The 21349-nt window shown below is 57.5% G+C and carries 16 protein-coding genes; 7 read left to right on the forward strand and 9 right to left on the reverse strand.

All coding sequences use genetic code 11. From position 1 onward, the window contains the following. Positions 1-4: 4 nt before the first annotated feature. The 6 genes from JJD74_RS15095 to orn form a co-directional block, all read right to left on the reverse strand. Entirely contained in the window at positions 5-4585 is a 4581-nt protein-coding gene (locus tag JJD74_RS15095; protein ID WP_200615197.1) for an RHS repeat domain-containing protein, read from the reverse strand. A 348-nt stretch (positions 4586-4933) separates the two neighbouring features. Continuing rightward, entirely contained in the window at positions 4934-5875 is a 942-nt protein-coding gene (locus JJD74_RS15100) for a hypothetical protein (RefSeq protein ID WP_042557379.1), read from the reverse strand. Between the two features lie 357 nt (positions 5876-6232). Continuing rightward, positions 6233-8623 (reverse strand): leucine-rich repeat domain-containing protein, encoded by a 2391-nt coding sequence (locus JJD74_RS15105; protein WP_200615097.1) that lies wholly within the window; start codon positions 8621-8623, stop codon positions 6233-6235. A gap of 189 nt (positions 8624-8812) precedes the next feature. Beyond that, positions 8813-9844, reverse strand: a complete 1032-nt coding sequence (locus JJD74_RS15110; RefSeq protein WP_047299483.1) for a hypothetical protein — start codon at positions 9842-9844, stop codon at positions 8813-8815. A 175-nt stretch (positions 9845-10019) separates the two neighbouring features. Then, on the reverse strand, positions 10020-10631 hold the full coding sequence (locus JJD74_RS15115; protein ID WP_042557376.1) for a trimeric intracellular cation channel family protein: 612 nt from the start codon (positions 10629-10631) through the stop codon (positions 10020-10022). Between the two features lie 82 nt (positions 10632-10713). Next, positions 10714-11256: an oligoribonuclease gene (gene orn / locus JJD74_RS15120; protein WP_042557375.1), complete on the reverse strand. Its 543-nt coding sequence runs from the start codon at positions 11254-11256 to the stop codon at positions 10714-10716. A 107-nt stretch (positions 11257-11363) separates the two neighbouring features. Here orn and rsgA point away from each other — a divergent pair, with 107 nt between their 5' ends. The 4 genes from rsgA (at position 11364) to JJD74_RS15140 (ending at position 14461) form a co-directional block, all read left to right on the forward strand. Then, positions 11364-12395: a small ribosomal subunit biogenesis GTPase RsgA gene (gene rsgA / locus JJD74_RS15125; protein WP_042557374.1), complete on the forward strand. Its 1032-nt coding sequence runs from the start codon at positions 11364-11366 to the stop codon at positions 12393-12395. 211 nt (positions 12396-12606) lie between these two features. Continuing rightward, positions 12607-13014, forward strand: coding sequence for a TIR domain-containing protein (locus JJD74_RS15130; protein WP_200615098.1), 408 nt, complete (start codon positions 12607-12609; stop codon positions 13012-13014). A 2-nt stretch (positions 13015-13016) separates the two neighbouring features. Then, positions 13017-13976, forward strand: coding sequence for a caspase family protein (locus JJD74_RS15135; RefSeq protein WP_042557372.1), 960 nt, complete (start codon positions 13017-13019; stop codon positions 13974-13976). Next, positions 13976-14461 (forward strand): toll/interleukin-1 receptor domain-containing protein, encoded by a 486-nt coding sequence (locus JJD74_RS15140; RefSeq protein WP_047299480.1) that lies wholly within the window; start codon positions 13976-13978, stop codon positions 14459-14461. Before JJD74_RS15135 ends, JJD74_RS15140 begins: the two co-directional genes overlap by 1 nt. 212 nt (positions 14462-14673) lie before the next feature. Here the strand turns inward: JJD74_RS15140 and JJD74_RS15145 are convergent, their stop codons facing one another. From JJD74_RS15145 to motA, 3 genes are all read right to left on the reverse strand, one after another. Next, positions 14674-15807, reverse strand: coding sequence for a sterol desaturase family protein (locus JJD74_RS15145; RefSeq protein WP_200615100.1), 1134 nt, complete (start codon positions 15805-15807; stop codon positions 14674-14676). 90 nt (positions 15808-15897) lie between these two features. After that, the gene (gene motB / locus JJD74_RS15150) at positions 15898-16965 is read right to left on the reverse strand and encodes a flagellar motor protein MotB (RefSeq protein ID WP_200615102.1); all 1068 of its coding nucleotides are present in this window, start codon (positions 16963-16965) and stop codon (positions 15898-15900) included. Positions 16966-16968: 3 nt separating this feature from the next. Continuing rightward, complete coding sequence (gene motA / locus JJD74_RS15155; protein ID WP_200615104.1) at positions 16969-17820, reverse strand: flagellar motor stator protein MotA; 852 nt, start codon at positions 17818-17820, stop codon at positions 16969-16971. A 166-nt stretch (positions 17821-17986) separates the two neighbouring features. On the opposite strand from motA, the gene JJD74_RS15160 reads away from it, so the two are divergent. From JJD74_RS15160 to asd, 3 genes are read left to right on the forward strand one after another with little or no spacing between them, the layout of a single operon-like run. Continuing rightward, positions 17987-19525: an HDOD domain-containing protein gene (locus JJD74_RS15160; RefSeq protein WP_200615107.1), complete on the forward strand. Its 1539-nt coding sequence runs from the start codon at positions 17987-17989 to the stop codon at positions 19523-19525. Between the two features lie 42 nt (positions 19526-19567). Further along, positions 19568-20383 (forward strand): thiosulfate sulfurtransferase, encoded by an 816-nt coding sequence (rhdA, locus tag JJD74_RS15165; RefSeq protein ID WP_042557366.1) that lies wholly within the window; start codon positions 19568-19570, stop codon positions 20381-20383. An 18-nt stretch (positions 20384-20401) separates the two neighbouring features. Beyond that, positions 20402-21262, forward strand: coding sequence for an archaetidylserine decarboxylase (gene asd / locus JJD74_RS15170; RefSeq protein WP_042557365.1), 861 nt, complete (start codon positions 20402-20404; stop codon positions 21260-21262). Positions 21263-21349: the final 87 nt, after the last annotated feature.

Consider the following 21349-nt stretch of genomic DNA (forward strand, 5'->3'; position numbering starts at 1 on the left):
GTCATTACCTGGCGACATGCGCCGATCCCCAAGCAGGCTCGTGCGCCCCTAACTGCATAATGCGAACCTGTTTTTTCTGGCCATTCACCAGATAAAACAACCGATGCTCTTGGCTTAAACGCGTATGCACGTGGGAAAATCCTTCGTGCAAGCTGTTTGGATAGAAGAATTTGTAATTGGGATAAGGATCCTGCTTGCTTCCGGGATAAGCCCGGGCAGCGTCACTGGGGCTGATATTGCTTTCAACTGCCGTTTTGAATTCAGCATATTTAGCCCTGGAACCCGCACCAAGTTTACCCGGCGGCAGGTAGTCGTGATTCTGGAACTCCTCAATCAATGTCCAGTTTGCTGGCGGCTCGGGCGGCGCGGCACTAGCCCCGGCCTTGCCTGATTTGCCACCGTGCTTTCTGCCGCCAAAGGTCGCGTATTCCTTTTCCACGATTCTGACCGGCGGTTCGTCGGCCAATTTCACGAGATAGGGACGAGGCCTCAGGCTTTGCGCAACAGCCTGTCGGACAGCAAGGGCCCCTGCGGCAGCAGACGCAATGCCAAGCCCCAAACTTACCCAGCCAAGTATCGCCCCGACCTGGGACTGTGGCGCCAGTTCATTGGCCAACTCACTGCCTATGGCAGCCGCTCCGGAAGCGATGCCCAACCCCATGCCCAACAGGGCCAGTGGCGAGGCTGCACCCAACGTAACGATACTGGCGACTATCCCGATAAAACCCAGCGCAATCCCTGCAATTGCCTGCCAGGAGATATGGCCCGTGGGGTCAACTCGATTGACCGGATCGCCCAGGCAATAGGCGTAGGCATTCAGTCCACCCGCGCCAAACGGGCTCATGCTGTCAGGTCCGGTGAAACGCATCAGGGTCGGGCTGTAGGCGCGGTAGCCGTTGCCCAGCAAATACAGACCTGTAACGGTATCCAGTTGCTCGCCATTGAAGGCCGCCAGACTGAACTGCCCGCCGTCAGCCGGGCGATGCCCGTAGGGGCAATAAGCGCTGTCGTCCCATTGCTCGTCATGCAACCGGGTCAGCACGCTTTGCTGTTGATCCGTGCCGAAGATCCGACTACCCGCATCCGCACCGAGTTGCTGCTGGCCCAATACAAACCCGCCATCACGCACCACACTGAGCGCGTCATTACCGCAAATTTCGCTACTCACGCTGGCGTTGTGATAGTAGCGCTGCACATCCAGCTTTCGCGGTTGCGACAACTCAACGATTCGATCAAAACCGTCGTAGTGATAGCCACGCACCACCTCCCCTCGCTCATTGGTCAACCGGATAAGACGTCCAAACGCGTCATACGCCAGGGTGCGCGCGTGGTCGTCCTTGATCATCCGGCCGTCGGCGTCGTACTCCAGCGTAACCGGCGCCGGATAATCGGCATGTGAGTGGGTTACCCCAACGAGCTGTGCAGGATCGATTTCGCTGTAACTGAAGGTCGTTACGTTAACGCCTTGGGGAAAAGTGGTTTCCAGGGTGAGGATGTTGTCCAGCGCGTCGAAGGTAAAGGTTTGCCGGATGATCTCTTTGCCGTAAGGATCTCGAGGTTGCTGGCTGCCGTCGCAGTTGTACTGAGTGAGGCGGCCGCGCACGTCGTAAGCGAATCGTTCATCGCGCAGCACGAAAGCGCCGCGTTTCAGGACTTTCTGCGACAGCTTGCCAACCACGGTATAGGTGGAGGTCAGCGTCTGGGTGACCAAACCATTGGCCTCAAAGCTTCGGCTGGCCTCGCGCCCGAGGTCATCGTAGGTCAGGCGCGTCGTCAAGAGCTTGCTAGAGGAGGTATCGCGAGTTTCAATGCGTTCCAGCAAAGCGGTTTTCTTGTCATAGAAAAAATCAGCCTGCACCGCCCCCTGCTTGAACGAGACTCTGCGTCCCCACGTGTCGTATTCGGTCTTGTGCTTTACGCCCAGCACGTCCACGTACGTCAGGGGACGACCGGCGAAAGTATAGGTATGGGAGACGGTCTGGCGCTGATCGCCAAATTGCGTGGTTTGCGATTTGAGGCGCCCGGAGGGAAAGTACTCAAAATGACTCTCGCGGCCCTGTTCGATACAGCTTTGGGGTTTCCCGTTGAGGACATCGTAGGTGAATCGAGTGGTCAACCCATCGTCTTCGGCCTCGGTCAGCTCGTCACCCTCAATGAGCGATCCGCGAGCGATGACAGCCTTGCGTTCAGTCAATAATCCACCCAAGGCCGGCTCATGAACGAACTCGGTCCGCTGGCCTGAGGCGTCGGTGTGCGATTTGGGCAGACTGCGGCCGGCCTCGTAACTGGCGAACGACTTGCGCCCTCCCACGGACATCTCGGTCACACGGTTCAAACCATCGAACGTCTGCTGCCCCAACCGCACGCCCGCCACTTTGATGTCCACCGGCAACTCATCGGTGCTGTGGGCTGCAAACGTGGTTTCAACTGCATGTCCGTCTGGCAAAACAGTGCGCACCAGGCGGTCGAACACGTCGTATTCGAAAGAGGTCTTGTTGCCGGCCGGATCGGTCTGGCTGAGGGTTCGGCCCAACCCGTCATAGGTATAAACGGTTTTACCCAGGCTTTGCTCTTTTAGATCGAATACCTCGACGCTGTCTGGCTTGCCGAAAGCATTGACGACAGTGACCGTTTTGCCCATGCCCTGCTGCCAGTTCTTCTGCTTGCGGCTAACGGGATCAAATTCACTGTGTTCGATTCGCCCGTCGCCATGGCGGGTCTCTTTGGTCTGGCCCCAATCGTCGTAGAAAAACTCCGATTTGACCTCGCGCGCAACGCCATCCCACCAATCGCTGTGCTCAACCGTTACGGGTCGTCCAGTGTTGTCATGGACGCAGGTGTAAACAGTGCGCATAGGGCAGTCGCCCTGCGGGTCCGGGTTATCGCAGTCCTTTTCCTGAATTTTGACGATGCGCCCCAGTGCATCGTAAGTGGCCTCTTGCATGCCCCCGGACGAGTCATGGGTGATCAGTGTCGCCGGCTCGCGGCCCTTGGCAGTCTCATAGCGCCACTGGGTAAAGGAGGCGTAAGCCGTGCCGGGCGCCAGTGTCTTGCGTATCCGCCGGCCAAGCTTGTCGTATTCATGCTCGATGACTGCGTCGTCGGCATCGCGCTCGGACACCGTCAATCCACTCAGGGTCGAAAGCTTTTGTTCGCTGGAACTGGTGGTGCCGTCAAACCCGTGAACGGTTTTCTTCAAGGACAGTGTGGTCTCTTCAAGCTCATACGAATATTCGATGCGGGTCGTTGTGGCATTGCGCGTAACACTCTGCTGTTGCAACACGCCGTGCAGAGTCGGGTCCTTGGGCGAGCTCAAATAGGTAAGGTCAACCTTTGAACGCAGAATCTCGACACCGTCAACCAACTCCAGAAAACTCTCCTGAACGGGCTGGACACTGGCCAGCGTCGAGCCGTCAAGGGCGGGGTGCAAAGCATAGCGATAGCGGGTAATGGTCGAGGCGCCACCGCCTGCCGCTGGCACCACGGTTTTCTGCTTGAGAAAACGGATAAACCCCAGAGGGTCTTTTGGGCAACCTTCTGAATCGCTGGCCGGGTAGTACTCGAACTGCGTACTCACGCCGCTGGCGTCCACCTGACTGAGCAAATTGCCGGCGGCATCGAACTCGGTGATGGTGGTTTCCGTGCGTTTCTGCCCGGTTACGCTGTTCGCGTAACCTCGGGTCTGAGACTTGGGCATGCGAAATTGCGCCGGCTGCTCAGTGAAAGGCTTGCCGACTTCACAGTGATAATCGGTAGTAACCGAAGCCACCGACTCACCACATGTGGTCACTTCAAAGACCAACAGATGAAACTTGTTGTAGGTGCGCTTGGTGTGGGTATGAGTCTTCGCCCCCACAATCAAACTTTCCACGCAACTGTACTCATAGCTCTTGGGCGCACGGTACAGCGGGTCACCATCATCGGCCGGGTCGGACGGCACGCCATGCCCCAGATAATTCCAGTCCGAATACGTGTAGGTCTTGCTAACCTTCGGCTGCCCTTGCTTGACGAAAACTTCATGGGCAATCACGTAGGGCAGGCTTTGCGTCGCTCCTGAGGCAGGAAGCAGGTGTCCGACCCTTTTGTAGCGAATGTTTTCCACGGCACCGAGTGGCGATTCCACGCGTTTGAGGTACCTGATGCCATCAATCTCTTCGTACTGCAGATCCCAACCTCTGCCAACCGGTAAACCGATTGCTGTGACGTGGTCGTTCTTGAGCGTCATCGTGAATTCAGCGCTAGATGGCGTGTCGGGATACTGGGTCAACGTCAGCCGGCCAGCGGTACGACTGACCTTAAGCAATGTCCTTTTTGCATCGCTGATTTCCACGAGCATGGGTTGCTCGTTGAACGTCGCGTATTTCAAGGAAATGCTCGTTCCGTTCGCGGCGATGATCCTCATGGGCACGGCAATATGGGTGGCGCCGTAAACCTCAAGCTCTTCGCGCCGGCCATCCTTGTAACGAACTTCATAACGCCCGACAGCGACTTTCAGTACCTTGGCGCTCTCAAGTTTCATTTCCTTGAATTGCAGAGCATCGCCTGTTTCAACGGCCTTATAGCGCTCACCGCCGTTGAGCGTCATGACTTTGCTACGCAAATCATAACGACTGGTGGGCAGCGACCATCCCGTGCCATAACCGGCGTTGTGAGTGTTGAGTGGGTTGAAACCCAAGGCAAGATTGAATGAAGGGCCGTTGAGGTCCCCGGAACGAATAACCCCAAGTGTCAGGGCGCAGGTATAAATGCCTGTACGGGGATCAACACCACCGGCAACAAAACCTCCAAAATTGAATGCATTCGAATGCACTGAATCCTGAGTTTTAGTACTCATGAATAACATCCTGTAAGTTGCAGAAACGAATAGACACGCAAGAGTTCCGACTGCTGCACCGAAAACACCATGATTAGCGAAACTCTTGAAAACCCTACATCAACCAAGCGAGTACGAGCGGTTCGCAATATCAGGATTGATCCGAACACTGTGCGCGGTACCGTATTCATCCAACACCAGCAACTCCAGCGTTTCCTTATTCTCTGGCTTGCGAGGATGTTCTTCCGTTACATGACTGAGGATCGATATTATTCCGGGATCCTGCTCCATGGTTCGAAGGCCGGTTGGCGTGCGCGTCACCACCTGCGCACCATAAATCGGCGCTATATAGCCGGTATAACTTCTCGGGCCGACCGAGACGTTTATGGCATTGCCAGAGGAGAAGAACTCGACCGCATAGTCCGCGTCATATTTCACTTGCAGGCTGGACCAATCGAGCAGGTTGATTTGTCGACCTTCTGCATATAAAGCAAGACTATATTGTTCGAACTTTTCAAAAAGACTGGGCGTAGCCCTGACCCTGTTTTTCTTGAGACTGAAACTGGTGCGTGGATAACGTTTAGGCGCAATCGCTTCAAGCGTCACACTGCTGTCGTAACCATTGCGCCCATTGCTTCGATACTTCTTTCCATCCAGGGTCAGTTCAGCGGCAATCTGGAGTGCGCCAGGACGGCTGCAAGTGACCCAAAACTCGAAAACCTGAACACTGTCCTCTGGCGCGGAAATCCGATTGCTGGCAGCAGGCACCAATGGCGTCACGCGCGGGGCGCCACCCGCCATGTCGTGTGCGTAGCGGTTTTCCTGTAAATCGACATGCCAATCGCCGCTCAGCGGCGCAGAGGTGTCATAGCTGATCAGCTTGAGCGTCTCCAGTGCCGGATGGCCGTGCAGCGAGACTTCTTCGGCCTGCGAGTTTTCTCCCGCCACCAGCACCAGCACACGAACTTGCATACGGCCATTGGCATACAGTGTTTTATGGCGAACGGCAGAAGAGTAAAACTTCACTTCAAGGCGCTGGATACTCAGACTTTCTTCAAACATATAAATTTCTTCCTGAAAGGCAAATTGAAAACATGCTCCTGGGTGATGACGCTGGAGCATTGACACACACACGCCAGACAAAAAGAAGTCATGCTTTATATCCGCATGTAATGTCGCAAAAAGAAACACCCGACAGTGCAAACCAGGAGACTTACATTCGCCTAATATCGCCCCCTGCAATCAAGTAACCACAACCATTCAGAAAACGATCAAATCCTGCAATAAAAAATCTTTCCCATATATTAAAAAGCCCACCTTCATACCATTGTTCGAGAACGAGGCAGAGAGTGGGCCAAACTGATATTGGCTACAACTGAAAGAAGGCTTTACTGGATTAACAACTACCAGGCAATGTCGTCAGTCACTCGACGATTCAATCCCGGTATCAGGAGAGTCGAAAACATCAACAACGTCATTCGCCACAGGCTCTCGCAACCTGATTACAACCTGCCTGTCCATACTGGCGCCCTGAACATATTGACCTATACGCATCAACGCGACGTCGTCGAGTGGATTGTCAATCAGGTTGATATCCAGATTTTGTGTATCAGGAAGTTCGAAAAACTCCTCTCTGATATTGACGATATTATTGTCGTGCACATCAAGCACCCTCAAGCTTGCCAGTTGTTCTATCCCGGAAGGAATCTGCGTCAGCCCGGCATCACTCAGGTACAACTCGCCCAATTGGTGCATAAATCCCACATGTGGCGCGACACCCAACGGATTTTCGTCAAGCCTCAACAGCGTCAGTGTCTCGATTCTTGATAGCCCCTCGGCATCGAAGTCAGACAGTTGCAGTGAGCAATCCTGCAAGACCAGATGGCGCAGGTCGCGCATCTGAAAAATGCCTGGAGCGAACGTCTCCATACGCACCCTTTGGAGGATCAGGTAGCGCAGATTGGGAAAGCTGTCGAGCAATTTGCCGAGCTTGACGCTCGGGTTGCGTGCCTCCAGCACCAACTCTGTCACATGCTCGAATCTTGCGGATGTGTGCGGCAACTCACCGGCGAAGTCGATGAACGAAGAAAAACTTTCGCCTTGAGCGTCATGGGGTGTTATCAATTTTTTCTGCCAGAGAGCTTGCAGATTTTTACTGAAGCCCTGTCGCAACTGTAGTTGATGGGCAAGTGCTGCAGGGCTCCATACCTCCCCCTCAGTGTGATGTGGAGGGACGATCGCGCTCCAGGCGCTTAACTCCTGCCGCAACGTTGCGAACTCTTTTTCCAAACGAATCAAAACCCCGGACGGATCGCTGTGCAGATGCTCATTGATAAATCGCGCTACATCCTCGTCAGAGAGCTCCGGATACAGATCACGAACGCGTTTTTCAACAAACCTGCCCGGCTCGGGATTTTCATCGGCTCCGCCCCGCAGATACCCCGCCTGCCGGTATTGCGCAGTTACAGCTTCGATGGCCAATGGCAACGGTTCCAGTCCCAGCACTTCGCTCACGGTCTGCCGCGGAGGTAACGGCTGGGCACGGACCCATCGCTGCAATGTCGGGCCAGCGGCTTCAGGCATGCCCAGCGCCTTGCGCTGCGCGGGCAGCAGCAACAAGCAGACTGCCGAATACAGATCATGCAACGCCTGGGTTGATTGACCATCGGCGCGTTGCACCAAATACCCTGCGTCCTGTCGAATCAGCACGTGACGAACCGGCGACCGGCCATCACCGATCGCGCTCAAGACCTCCCCGTCCAGCACGCCCTGACGCATCTCGATTCGAATCTGTTGCGGCCAATCTGCGAGATTGCCAATCATATAAAGCGCCAAGCGGTCACTGTCCAAATTGGACACCGCATTCAAGTAAAGCCCTTCGCCAGCCCTGGCCAGGCGAGCCTCTCGCAGGGCCACCAACGTCTCTGTCGCCACTCGCGGTGGTAGGCCCGACTGATTGTGCATATGCAGACGCTCGGCGGCAGTTGTATTACGCCATATCGCCTCGGCCACAGTTTTAGGCAAATCAGGAAAAATTCGTCGCATCTGCAAGGTATTTTCATCACAGTCGACTTCGAATGCCCGCTCATGCGCCTTAAAGACTGCGGCGCGATCCTCTTTTGGCCAGCGCGCCATTTTCTGATCGAGGCTGAATCGCCTGAGGGTGTCCTGGAGCAGTGCGGGGGGATGAACGTCAGCGTCGGTATGGCGCGCCAGCGTTCCATCAACGCCACTCACTGCGAGGATGCGTGCAAGCGTGATGTCGGAGAATTCGTCGATGGCATACCCCATACGGTGAAACAGGTCCGCTATGTGCTCATGCGCGGAGTTGCTGCTCTCGACCGGATACCAGAGTTTGCCCTCGCTATCCGGTTTGAGTAGCGGGCCGGACGGCTCGCGCTCTCGGGTGACGGTGGCGCGGAACAGACCACTGTCGGCGTCCTTGACCACTTGCACATAATGCTCTTCATCTACAGCGACATATTGGCGTTGCTTGAGCACCCGAATGCCTTGCTCATTGGCCTCTCCCATGTTTCTCGAAACGGGTATCCAGTAGTTCGACAAGGTGCTGATCGCGACAACCCCACCAGGGTGACTGATCGGGATGGCGGGCGGCATCAGGTTCGGGATAACGCTGATGACTTCCACCGATTCTGCCGTGTGCGGTCGGGAGGAAGGCTGCAGCGGATCCGGTTGACGAAGCACCGAAGACGACGGGAGATTACCCCCTACCGGCCGATGAAAGCCGTCAGTGTTGATATCGGGGATTTTGTTTGGCGCAGGTTTGATTTTTGGTGGTTTGCCAGCCATGAATTCTCATCCTTGAGATGTGTGGTTGCGCAGACTCCGCACGAATGCGGAGCCCGCGCATGACATATAGACAATCACGCAGTATTGCGAACTTTGACGATTGACCCGACCAGCTTACCGGCCTGCTCAATAAGAAGCGGTATATATCTTTACCACAATGTCATGGATACAAATTTTGAACGGCCAACCTTACCCGCGCTCCAGACCAAAAGTGCGCGCGACAAAGTCCGTGCGAATCGCCAGTTTATGTTCCGTACCGTGTTGATCGATGGCGCGAAAGTGGAATACATCGCCTTTTTTGTAGGCGCGATCCAAACTCGAATACTCAGACAGTGCCTGCACCACCGTGAGTTCTCCATCGCGATCATTGACCCTCACGGAATAAAACTTCTTATCTCGCGTAATTGCATCAGCGGAAAACGTGAACGCAATAGGGTCACCGTTGAATGGCAATCCGATGTTCAAGCTGCGCTCCTTTGGACGAGCCAGAACACCTGTCAGAAAATTAGTCACGTACTCATTGAGCTTGTTGGCCATGGCGAACATAGGATCGGTATCGGCGGGGACATCGGCAATCCAGTCGACAAGCTTGATCTGCTGTCCTTGTGGATACAAGCCGAGGTAATAGTTCCAGATTCGATTGCCCGGCTCTTCATTGCCGCGACGGGTCGCCTGCCAGCGGAACTGGTCAATGGCGTAGGCCAATGGTTGTTGTGCTTCCAGGGTTACGCTGCTGTCGTGGACACTGGCCAGCGTCGTCCCGTTGGTACGAATCGTCTGCCCGGCCAGGGTCAGGCGTGCGGCAATCTGGGTCGTGCCGGCAACGGAGCAGGAGACCCAGAAAGTACGGACCTGCGGATGGAGTATGTCCTCGTCGGTCTCTTCGTCTGGAATCGAGGTGGTCACGGCCGAAGGTTGCGCCTCAAGGGTATAGGGCCCTTGCTCGATACTGGCGGACCAGCCATCCCGTAACGTCCTGCCCGTACCATAATGAATAAGTTCGATGCTATTCATTACGTCAGCCGGTACATGCACCGTATTACCGTTGATATCAGCGGCGGCAACAAGCACTTGCACTTTAACTTGCATACGACCATTACCGAACAGCGACTTGCTTCGAGTAACCTCGCCGGCATCAAATTTGACTTTGAAACTGATGATAGAGTCAGCGACTCCCAAATGACTTTGCTGGCTTTGTGTTACTTCCATGTTTTCACTCATAATGCAAATCCTTTGACATTGTATTTAATTGGCAGATAGACCTTGAGCAAGCTATCTACCAAAGAAATAACACGACCATCAAAACAACAGCAAAGCGAAAAATGTAAGAAGCCTATATACACGCGCACAAAACGCTGACCATCGACTCAGCGCAAGTTACTGACTGCGAGGACTATCAATGCTCGTCGTTATAGACAAACTTTGGCATTTCCCAATGAAAACGAATTGCCAACAGACGTAACAGGAATCCGCCGAATAAAGTTATCAGGATCGCCTGTTCGCTCGGAAGATTCAGAAACAGGCAGAACATGTAACACCATGCCGCCGCAAAAGAGACGCTGGCGTAAAGTTCGCGCCGGAAGATCAGCGGGATGTCGTTACAGAAGATATCGCGCAGGATGCCGCCGAATACACCGGTGATCACGCCGCTGACCGAAGCCACCAACATGCCGTGGCCCATTTCCAGCGCGGTCATGCAGCCGATCAGGGTGAAGGCCACCAGACCGACAGCATCGAGCACCAGAAACAGCGAGCGCAGGTGGCGCATCCAGCGTGCGGTGAACACCGTGAACATCGCGGCGAGCGAGGTCAGCACCAGATATTCCGGATGTTTGACCCATGTCAGCGGGTAATGCCCGAGCAGCACATCACGCACCGAACCACCGCCCAACGCCGTGACACAGGCGATCAGCACCACACCAAACCAGTCCATGCCACGACGACCGGCAGACAGTGCGCCGGTCATGGCTTCAGCGGTGATGGCGACGAGGTAGAGCATTAGCAACATGGTGGCGATCCTTGCAGGAAGGCGCGCAGTCTACTCACTTCGCCATGGCACCAAAAGAGGGCAGCAGCGCAGTCCACCGATGTCAGAACTTGATGAAATGCTCGCGGTAGTGCTGCAGCTCGGCGATCGACTCGCGGATGTCGTCGAGCGCCAGGTGCGTGCCGCCCTTCTTGAAGCTGTCGCGTACGTCCGGCGCCCAGCGGGCCGCCAGTTCCTTGAGCGTCGAGACGTCGAGGTTGCGATAGTGGAAGTAACTTTCCAGCGCCTTCATATGGGTATAAAGGAAGCGACGATCCTGGCAGATGCTGTTGCCGCAAATCGGAGACTTGCCCTTCGGCACCCACTTTTCGAGGAAGGCGATGGTTTCGGCTTCGGCTTCCGCCATGCTGACGCGGCTTTCGCGTACGCGCTGGGTCAGGCCGGAGTTGCCGTGGGTGCGGGTGTTCCACTCGTCCATGCGCGAGAGGACTTCGTCGCTATGGTGGATGGCGATGACCGGGCCTTCGGCCAGGGTGTTGAGGTCGCTGTCAGTGACGATAGTGGCCATTTCGATGATGACGTCGTTTTCCGGATCCAGACCGGTCATTTCCAGGTCGATCCAGATCAAGTTCTGCGGGTTCTGCATATTCGGGCTCCTAGGCAATGCTGCGCAGTTTAGCTTAGGCCGGTGGCCGGGCGTGCTAAACTCGCGGCCGTTTTACCTAATCGCTGCATTCTTCAGACGGAACACCCATGGCCAAACGCCAACTCAATCGACGTCAAAACTGGCGCATCGAAAAAATTCAGGGCGAGCGCGCCGCACGCGCCGCCAAACGCGAGTCCTCGGCTGTCGAGGCACTTGAAGGTGGCGACCTGGGCCCAGAACAGACCGGCCTGGTGATCGCGCACTTCGGTGTGCAGGTCGAAGTCGAGGCCAAGGACGGCGAACTCGCCGGCCAGGTGTTCCGTTGCCACCTACGCGCCAACCTGCCGGCGCTGGTGACCGGCGACACCGTCGTCTGGCGTGCCGGCAACCAAGGCATCGGTGTGATCGTCGCGCAATTGCCGCGCACCACCGAGTTGTGCCGCCCGGACAGCCGTGGCCAGCTCAAACCGGTCGCCGCCAACGTTGACATGATCGTCATCGTTTTCGCCCCGCTGCCCGAGCCACATGCCAACCTGATCGACCGCTATCTGGTCGCGGCCGAACACGCCGGCATCCGTCCGCTGTTGCTGCTGAACAAATTCGACCTGATCGACGAGCAGAACGCCCCGGCGCTGAACGCGCTGTTGGCGGTTTACCGCACGCTCGGCTATCCGGTGCTGGAAGTTTCCGCGCACCACGGCAACGGCATGGAACAACTGCAACAGCAGCTCGATGGGCGCATCAGCGTCTTCGTCGGCCAGTCCGGCGTCGGCAAGTCGTCGCTGGTCAACAGCCTGCTGCCGGAGGTTGAAACCCGCGTCGGGCCGCTGTCCGAGCTCTCCGGCCAGGGCACGCACACGACGACCACCGCGCGTCTGTTCCACTTCCCCGGCGGTGGTGAACTGATCGACTCCCCGGGCATCCGCGAATTCGGCCTCGGCCACGTCAGCCGCGCCGACGTTGAAGCCGGTTTCATCGAGTTCAACGACCTGCTCGGCACCTGCCGCTTCCGCGACTGCAAGCACGATCGCGAACCGGGTTGCGCACTGCTCAAGGCATTGGAAGATGGCCGCGTGCAGCAGCAACGGATGAACAGCTATCGCTCGATCATCGCCAGTCTGCCTGAAAGCGGCTATTAAACAGCCAAGTCGGCAGCGCCTGTCTCGGGTGCTGCCGGTTGTCGGATCCGCCCTTACAAATCCCCTGTTTTTTAAACATCAGAATTTTCTGTAAGGCCTGCACACGCCTGTTTGCAGGACATTTCTCTTTTGCCTTGCACATCTTGTAGGCATCTCCCAGATGCCTACATTCAGTTCCTCGTCCGCACTTTCGCGACCTCCGAGGAACCCCATGCAAACCTACCATTTGTTCATCAGTCATTCGTGGAACTACTCCCATGCCCACGACAATCTGGTACGCCTGCTCGGCGCTCAGGCGGATTTCACGTTCAAGAATTTTTCCGTACCGCCGCACAACCCGATCTTGGGCGCGCAAACCGACAAGCAACTTGAACTGGCCATCGAAGACAAGATCCGGCCCTGCTCGGCAGTGCTGATCATGGCCGGGATGTATTCGACCTACAGCAAGTGGATCAACAAGAAGATCGAGATCGCCAAGCGGATGGGCAAGGTGATCATCGCGATCAAACCTTTTGGCGCCGAGCGAATTTCCACCGTGGTGCGTAACGCTGCACAGGCCGAATGCGCGTGGAACACCAACAGCATTGTCAGCGCGATTCGTCTGCATACGGCGGTGTAATCATGCGCAAGGGACTGTTTATCGGGATCAACGACTACAAACATATTCCGCGCTTGAGCGGGTGCAGCAATGACGCCATGGCCATGGCGTCCGTACTGAAAACCGACGCCAATGGCGACCCCAACTTCAAGAACGTGGTGCTGACATCCGCCGAGGATCACTTGAGCAGGGAGAAACTCGAAGACCAGATTCGCGAACTGTTTTCCGGCGACTGCAACGTCGCGCTGCTGTACTTCGCCGGGCATGGCGGCTTCGACAATGACAATGATGAAGGCATGCTGTTGCCGCAGAACTACCGAAACGCCAAGGACGGCATCCGCATCAGTGACATCCTCAACTGGGCAACCAAAGCCACCAGGATCAAGAACAAGGTGATCATCCTCGACTGCTGCCAAAGCGGCGCGGCCGGCGAGGCGCGCGCGTTGCGCAGTGAAAGCAGCGTGGTCGGCGAAGGCATGACCATCCTGACCGCGTGCAAAAAGGAAGAGTCGGCCATGGAAGGCGCGCAACACGGTGTGTTCACCGGGCTGCTGTTGCAGGCGTTACATGGCGGCGCAGCCAACATCCTCGGCAAGATCACTCCCGGCAGCCTCTATTCCTTCGTCGACAATGCGCTCGACGCCTGGGAACAGCGCCCGGTGTTCAAGACCAACGTGTCGCAATTCATTTCCCTGCGTGAAGTCTCGCCGCTGATCCCCAAGGAAATCCTGCGCAAACTCCCCGAATGGTTTACCGAAGCCGAGTCGGTTTTCCCGCTCGATCCCAGCTACGAACCCACCGAAGCCACTTTCAATCCGGACCACGGCGAAGTCTTCGCCCAACTGCAAAAGTGCAACCGCCACAGCCTGATCGAACCGATGGACGCCGAGCATATGTATTACGCGGCCATCCACTCGACCGGCTGCCGCCTCACCGCCCTCGGCGCCTATTACCGCGAACTCGCCCTCAAAGGACATTTCTGATGCCAGTCTTCATCAGCTACCGCCACATGGATCGCGCCTACGCGATGGCCATCAACAACCGCCTGATCGGGGCCAACATCAAGACCTACCTTGACGTGCTGGACCTGGAATCGCAGACCACCGATGACATCACCGGGGTCATTACGCGCAACATCACCGAATGCACGCACTTGCTCGCGGTGGTTTCGGAAAAAACCGCGCTGTCGTGGTGGGTGCCGTTTGAAATCGGCGAAGCGACCATCAGCAACCGGCGGATCTGTTCCTTCAGGACCGGGCCGGCGGAGTTGCCGCTGTATCTGGACAAATGGCCGAAGCTGAGCACGGAAAGTGATCTGGATTTCTTTATTGATGCGTATCGTGAGGAGGTGTCGAACAAGCGGTCGATGTCACTGGAGTCGATAAGTGAATCCGTGAAGGGCAGCTACAAACGCGATGCCGACATGTTCCACGAACAATTGAAGAACCGGATTCGGCGCGGGTTCTGAAAGCTCATCGCCTTCGAAAGCCCTCACCATGGCCCTCTCCCAGAGGGAGAGGGGACTGACAGAGGTGGATGTTCGAGTTACACCGACGTGAAGGACCGAGTCGAACTCAGGTTTCGTGCAGCGTGAAGATCGAAAGAACACAACAACTTTCAGGACGAGACAACAGACGCAAAAAAGCCGCGATCATCGCGGCTTTTTCGCATCCGCCCGCCCTACTTCGGCTCAGGCTTCTTGAACGCATAGAGATGCTGACGCACGATCCCGCCCGGCAATTCCTTGCCGAACACGCCATAACGCACTGGCCATTCTTTCGGCGGTAGCTTGAAGGTGCCGAACAGCATGTCCACCAGAGGCGTGTGAATCGCGTAGTTTTTGTAGATGTAGTCTTTGTGCCGGGCGTGGTGCCAGTGGTGGTAGCGCGGCAGGACGATCAGGTAATTCAGCCAGCCGCCGTTGATCCGCACATTGGCGTGGGCCAGCACCGCTTGAACGCCGACCAGAATCACGTAAGCGTTCAACGCTTGCGGCGCGAAGCCCAGCAGCATCAGCGGCACCAGGACGCCGGTGCGGGTCAGCAGGATTTCGATGAAGTGCACGCGCGAGCCTGCGAGCCAGTCCATGTGGGTGCTGGAGTGATGCACCGCATGGATGCGCCACAGCCATGGCACCACATGGTAGAGCCGATGCAACCAGTATTGACCAAGATCCGCGACCAGTACGGCGAGCAGGAACTGCACCACCAGCGGCAGGCTTTGCACGCCGGTCTGCAAGCTCGGCGACATCGCCCATCCGGCGATGTAACTCGACGAGGCGGTGATAAAAATCAGGATGAACTGCACCAGCATGTGGCTGACAAAAAAGTAGGTCAGATCGGTGCGCCAGTGCGGACGCAGGATGTTTTGCTCAGGGTCTTTGGAATAGAGTTTTTCCAGCGGAATGAACACGATGGCCGACACCAGCAACGCCAGGACAAACCAGTCCAGACCGAGTGAATACGGCGTCTGTCCGATCTCGCTGACCTGCACATTGGTACCACCGAGAAACACCGCCAGCCCCGACGCAACCAGCCCGGTAATCCCCAATCGTTTACGTTTGTTGAGCAGGATATTCAGGGTGCCGAGGCTGAACGACACCACCAGCCCGAGCAACAGCGTGGTGCGCGCGAATTGCTCATCGTAGACCTTGCGCAATTCGGCTGTGGTCAGCCATTCGGGAAACAGGAAGCAGAACACCGCCAGCAAGCTCAATAGCCCGAGGGTGGCCGAAATATAGCCACTGACCCTCCCCTCACCGAACTTGAAGGGTGCGCTGCCGTGCCGCTGAAAATAGGCTTTGAGTCTTTCCATAACTGATCTTCCGTGATTGCGAAAACTGCGACTGCTCATTGCGACGCAGGCAGAAACAAAAAAGCCACGGTTAACGTGGCTTTTTGTCGATCACTTCGGCGCGGGGGCCGGCGCAGTGGCCGGTGGCGTTGTCGGCGCCGCACTCCCCGGCTCAGCCGGTTTGGGCGCGGCGTCGTCGAACAGGTTCAGCCGTTCGCGCAGCTCGTGCGCGGGCACCGGCTGCTGATCCGCTGGCAAGGCGTTCGGGTCGACCGGGGTTGCCGGCGCGGCATCGTTCTGACCTTGTTCGGCCGGCTTCGCAGCGTCGGGGCCTTGCGCACCTTCGATGGCCGCCTGAGCCTTTTTGGTCAGCACCACGATGTCGATGCGACGGTTGATCGGGTTGAACGGTTTTTCCTTGTCGAACAACGCCGACGAGGCGTAACCGACCACCCGCGCCACTTGCGTGTCTGGATAACTGCCCGCAATCAGCGCACGCCGTGCAGCGTTGGCTCGGTTGGCTGAAAGCTCCCAGTTGCCGTAGTCGCCGCTGCCGATATAAGGCTTGGCGTCGGTATGGCCGCTGATGCTGATCTTGTTCGGCACCGCTTTGATGGTGTCGGCCATGGCCAGCAGGATGTCTTCGAAATAAGGTTTCAGGCGCGCGGAACCCGAGTCGAACATCGGCCGGTTCTCGGCGTCCATGATCTGGATGCGCAAGCCGTTCGGCGTGATCTCGAAGAGGATCTGATCCTTGAATTTCTGCAGTTGCGGGTTCTCGTCGACCTTGTTCTGCAGTTCTTGCAGCAACAGTTCCAGGCGTTCTTTCTCGACCATTTCGGCCATGCCTTCGACTTGTTCGGTGTCGACGGTGACCTTGTCCGGTTGCGGCTGGGACTTCACCTCGGGGTTGAGGGTGTTTTCCGGCGCCAGCGTCGGCGTACCGCCCAGATCGATGATGTACGGCGTGCCGCTTTCGGAGAAGCCGACCGGGTCCTTGAAGTAACCGGCGATAGCAATCTTCTGCTCCGGCGTTGCGGTAGACAGCAGCCACAACACCAGGAAGAACGCCATCATCGCCGTCGCGAAGTCGGCGAAGGCGATTTTCCACGCCCCGCCGTGATGCCCGCCGGCTATGCGCTTGACGCGCTTGATGATAATCGGCTGATTATTTTCCATGACTTAGCGACCGCGAACCGCTTGTTCCAGCTCGGCAAAGCTTGGACGGTGGGCCGGGTACAGAACCTTGCGACCGAACTCGACCGCCAGCGATGGCGGCATGCCGGACGCAGAAGCCACCAGCGAGGCCTTGATGGCTTCGTAAACGTTCAGTTCTTCCTTGGCATCATGGGCCAGGGAATGCGCCAACGGACCAAAGAAACCGTAGGCGGCGAGAATACCGAAGAAGGTACCGACCAGTGCCGCACCCACGTGCAGGCCGATGGATGCCTGATCACCTTCGCCCAGCGAGGCCATGGTCACCACAATACCCAATACCGCCGCGACGATACCGAAGCCGGGCATGCCGTCGGCAATGCCGTTGACCGCGTGGGCCGGATGATCGAGGTCTTCCTTGAGACTGTAGAGTTCCATGTCGAACAGGCCTTCGAGCTCATGCGGAGCCATGTTGCCGGACGACATGATGCGCAGGTAGTCGCAGACGAACGCAGTCATGCGCTCATCCTTGAGCACTGCCGGGTACTTGGCGAAAATCGGGCTCGCGGCGGCATCTTCGATGTCGCCCTCGATGGCCATCATGCCCTCGCGGCGACTCTTGTTGAGGATCTCGTAGATCAGCCCAAGCACCTCAAGATAAAAGGTGTGACTGAAACGCGAACTGAACATGCTCAGGGATTTTTTGAGCACGTGCATCGTCATGTAGCTTGGGTTGGCCTGGAGGAAAGCGCCGAGTGCAGCACCGCCGATAATCAGCACCTCGAAGGGTTGCACCAGGGCGGCAATCTTACCGTGAGAGAGCACGTAGCCGCCGAGAACGCTCGCGATTACGACGATGATGCCGATAATTTTAGCCATAGGTAGAAAGTACTTATTTAAGTCGGGTTCAAGGTCATATTCGGAAGTTAAAAAATCTCTTCTTCTACTTATCGGCAAAACTGCGCCAGACTATAGCCAGTTCAGGCGAAAAGCCAATTTAGCCCATGCCGGGCGCGTCTACAGTCAGTGAAGATCTTGTCCAGACATGGCTAATGAAACGAACGTCCCACACGCAAAACCGACCACCCTCGACGGCTGGGTCAAGCTGCTCGACAGCGTCCCCCTGCCCGTACCGCAAGAGGCGCACGACAAGGTCTGCCGCGCGATCCGCGACAATCGCAGCTCGCTTCGTGACATTGCCGACCTGATGCAGGACAGCCCGGCGCTGGCCTTGAGCATCATCCGTGAGGCCAATCGTCACACCCACGGCAACATGGCCACGCCGGCAGAAAATCTGGAAGTGGCGATCAATCGCCTCGGCCTCGCCCGCACCGAAGAATTGCTCTCGCGCCTGCCCGCCGTTGCGCAGATGCAGATCCCCAAGGCCCTGCGCCAACTGCAAATGATCAGCCAGCACGCCACGCAACAGGCCAACGGTTTTTTTGCCAGTCGCCTGGCGCGGCTGTGGCAGGACATTCATTGGGGCAGTCTCCTGTTCCTCTCACCGCTGTGGCCGCTGGCGCTGACTTATCCACAATTGCTTGAAGAGTGGGAGCTGCGCGTTATCCACAAGGGCGAATCGGCGCGCACTGTCGAGAAGCAATTGTTTGGCGTGCGTCTGCTGAAAATCGCTGAAGCATTGGTCGCTGTCTGGCATCTGCCGATCTGGGTGCAACAGGGCTATAGATTGTTGCTCAGCGAGCAACGCGAACTGGTCAAAGTGCTGCGCATCGCCCGCGACAGCGAACATCCGCTGCGCCAGCAAAACCGTCTGGACGATGATCCGACTCTGCGCCGCTGGCTCAATCAGCCAGCCAATACCGTGTTGCTGGCCAACGGCCTGGCGCTGTCGGCGCAGCAGGCGTGGGACAGCCCGCACAGTGAGCGCTGGCAGTACCTGACCAGTCTTTATCTGCAGATTTCGATGGACGAGGTGCAACAACAACTGCACCAGCAAGCCGCCAACAGTGCGCGCCAGCATGCGATGCCTGACCTGTGGCACCCAGCGGTTTCGTTGCTGTGGCCGTGGGGCACGCGTCGCTTGCCCGCTGGCATGCTGCCTGCTGCGGCGCCCAGTTCCGATGATTTGACTCAGTGGCGTCGGCAATGCGCCGAACTGTTGGCCGAGCCGAGTCGTTTCACCAATGCTATGAGCCTGACCGTCGCCGCTCGCGATGCGCTGGTGGCCAGCGGTATGCGGCGGGTGATGATCCTGATGGCTGATCGCACGCAGTCCAATCTGCGCGTACATCAAACCGTTGGCCTGCCGAAAGAAGCTGGCGCGCTGAATTTTGTCGTCAGCCAGAGCAAAGTCCTGCAACGGTTGCTCGCGCAGCAGGCACAGGTGCGGATCAATCCAGAGAACAACGCGCAATTCTCCGCGCTGTTGCCGCCGGGCCTGCGCACGCTGTTTCGTGGCGAGCATCTGTTCCTGCGTTCACTGGTCAACAACGGCCGGGTGATCATGTTCGTCGTTGCCGATCAGGGCGGCGGGCCGTTCGCCGACATCACCGTGCAAGCCTTTGGCAAAACCGCGCAGTGCATCGAAAAAGCCCTGCACAGCTTTAGCAGCCGTGGCCGATGAGGCTGCGCTACAATCCCCCCCTTTGTGCTCTGGAGACCTCACATGTCTGACTTCTCTGGCTTGCCGCTCGTTATCGAACCGAGCGACCTGCTCCCTCGCCTCGATGCCAGCGAACTCATCCTGGTGGACCTGACCAGTCCCGCCCGCTATGCCGAAGGTCATCTGCCCGGCGCACGCTTTGTCGATCCGAAACGCACCCAGCTCGGCCACCCGCCGGCGCCGGGACTGCTGCCGGGGAAAGCCGATCTGGAAGCGCTGTTCGGTGAGCTGGGCCACCGCAAGGATGCGGTCTACGTGGTCTATGACGACGAGGGCGGCGGCTGGGCCGGGCGCTTCATCTGGCTGCTCGACGTGATCGGACACGACAAGTACCACTATATTGATGGCGGTCTGCCGGCCTGGCTGGCGGAAGGTTCGCCGATGTCGATCCAGGTGCCACCCGCTGTCGGTGGCCCGGTCGCACTGACCCTGCATGACGAGCCGACCGCCACTCGCGAATACCTGCAAAGCCGCCTCGGCGCTGCCGATCTGGCGATCTGGGATGCACGCGGGCCGCTGGAGTATTCCGGCGAGAAAGTCCTGGCTGCCAAGGCAGGTCATATTCCCGGCGCGGTCAATTTCGAGTGGACTGCCGGCATGGACAAGGCGCGTCAGTTGCGCATTCGCACTGACATGCCGCAGATCCTCGAAGACCTGGGAATCACCAAGGACAAAGAAATCATTACCCACTGCCAGACCCATCACCGGTCGGGCTTCACCTATCTGGTGGCCAAGTCCCTCGGTTATCCGCGGGTCAAAGGCTACGCCGGTTCCTGGGGCGAATGGGGCAACCACCCTGACACGCCAGTCGAGATTTAAGGTTTTTAAGGACAACTAATGAAAGAGCGTCTGTTTATCCTCAGCCAATACCTGCTGCCTCATCACCTGCTGTCGCGCCTGGCCGGCTGCATTGCCGAGTGCCGCGTGCGCTGGTTCAAAAATGCTTTCACCACCTGGTTCGCCAAGCGCTATCAAGTTGATATGTCGCAGGCGCTGGTTGAAGACGTGACCGCTTACGAGCACTTCAACGCCTTTTTCACCCGCGCCCTGAAAGACGGCGCACGGCCGCTGGACGAAACCCCGGGCGCGGTCCTCAGCCCGGCCGACGGTGCGGTCAGCCAACTCGGCCCGATCGAACACGGTCGCGTGTTCCAGGCCAAGGGCCACAGCTTCAGCGTGCTGGAACTGCTCGGCGGTGACGCGGCCAATGCCGCGCCGTTCATGGGCGGCGACTTCGCCACCATCTACCTGTCGCCGAAGGACTACCACCGCGTGCACATGCCGCTGGCCGGCACCCTGCGTGAAATGGTTTATATCCCGGGCCGGATCTTCTCGGTCAACCAGACCACCGCCGAAAACGTCCCGGAGCTGTTCGCCCGCAACGAGCGTGTGGCGTGCATTTTCGACACCGAGCGCGGGCCGATGGCTGTCGTGCTGGTCGGCGCGATGATCGTTGCTTCGATCGAAACCGTCTGGGCCGGTCTGGTCACGCCGCCGAAGCGCGAGCTGAAAACCTTCCGCTACGACGAAGCCGCCCGTGCGCCGATTCATCTGGAAAAAGGCGCGGAACTGGGTCGCTTCAAGCTTGGTTCTACCGCGATCGTGCTGTTCGGCCCTGATCAAGTGAAGTGGGCTGAAACACTGGTTGCCGGTTCGCCAGTACAGATGGGCCAGGGTCTGGCACTGCCGAAAGCCTGATTCTCAAAACACCGCCCCCTGTAGGAGCTGCCGAAGGCTCGGGCCGCGTTCGGACGATCTTTTGATTTTGTTTTTACAAGCAAGATC

Source organism: Pseudomonas sp. MF6776, assembly GCF_016613125.1.
GTDB classification, from domain to species: Bacteria; Pseudomonadota; Gammaproteobacteria; order Pseudomonadales; family Pseudomonadaceae; genus Aquipseudomonas; species Aquipseudomonas iridis.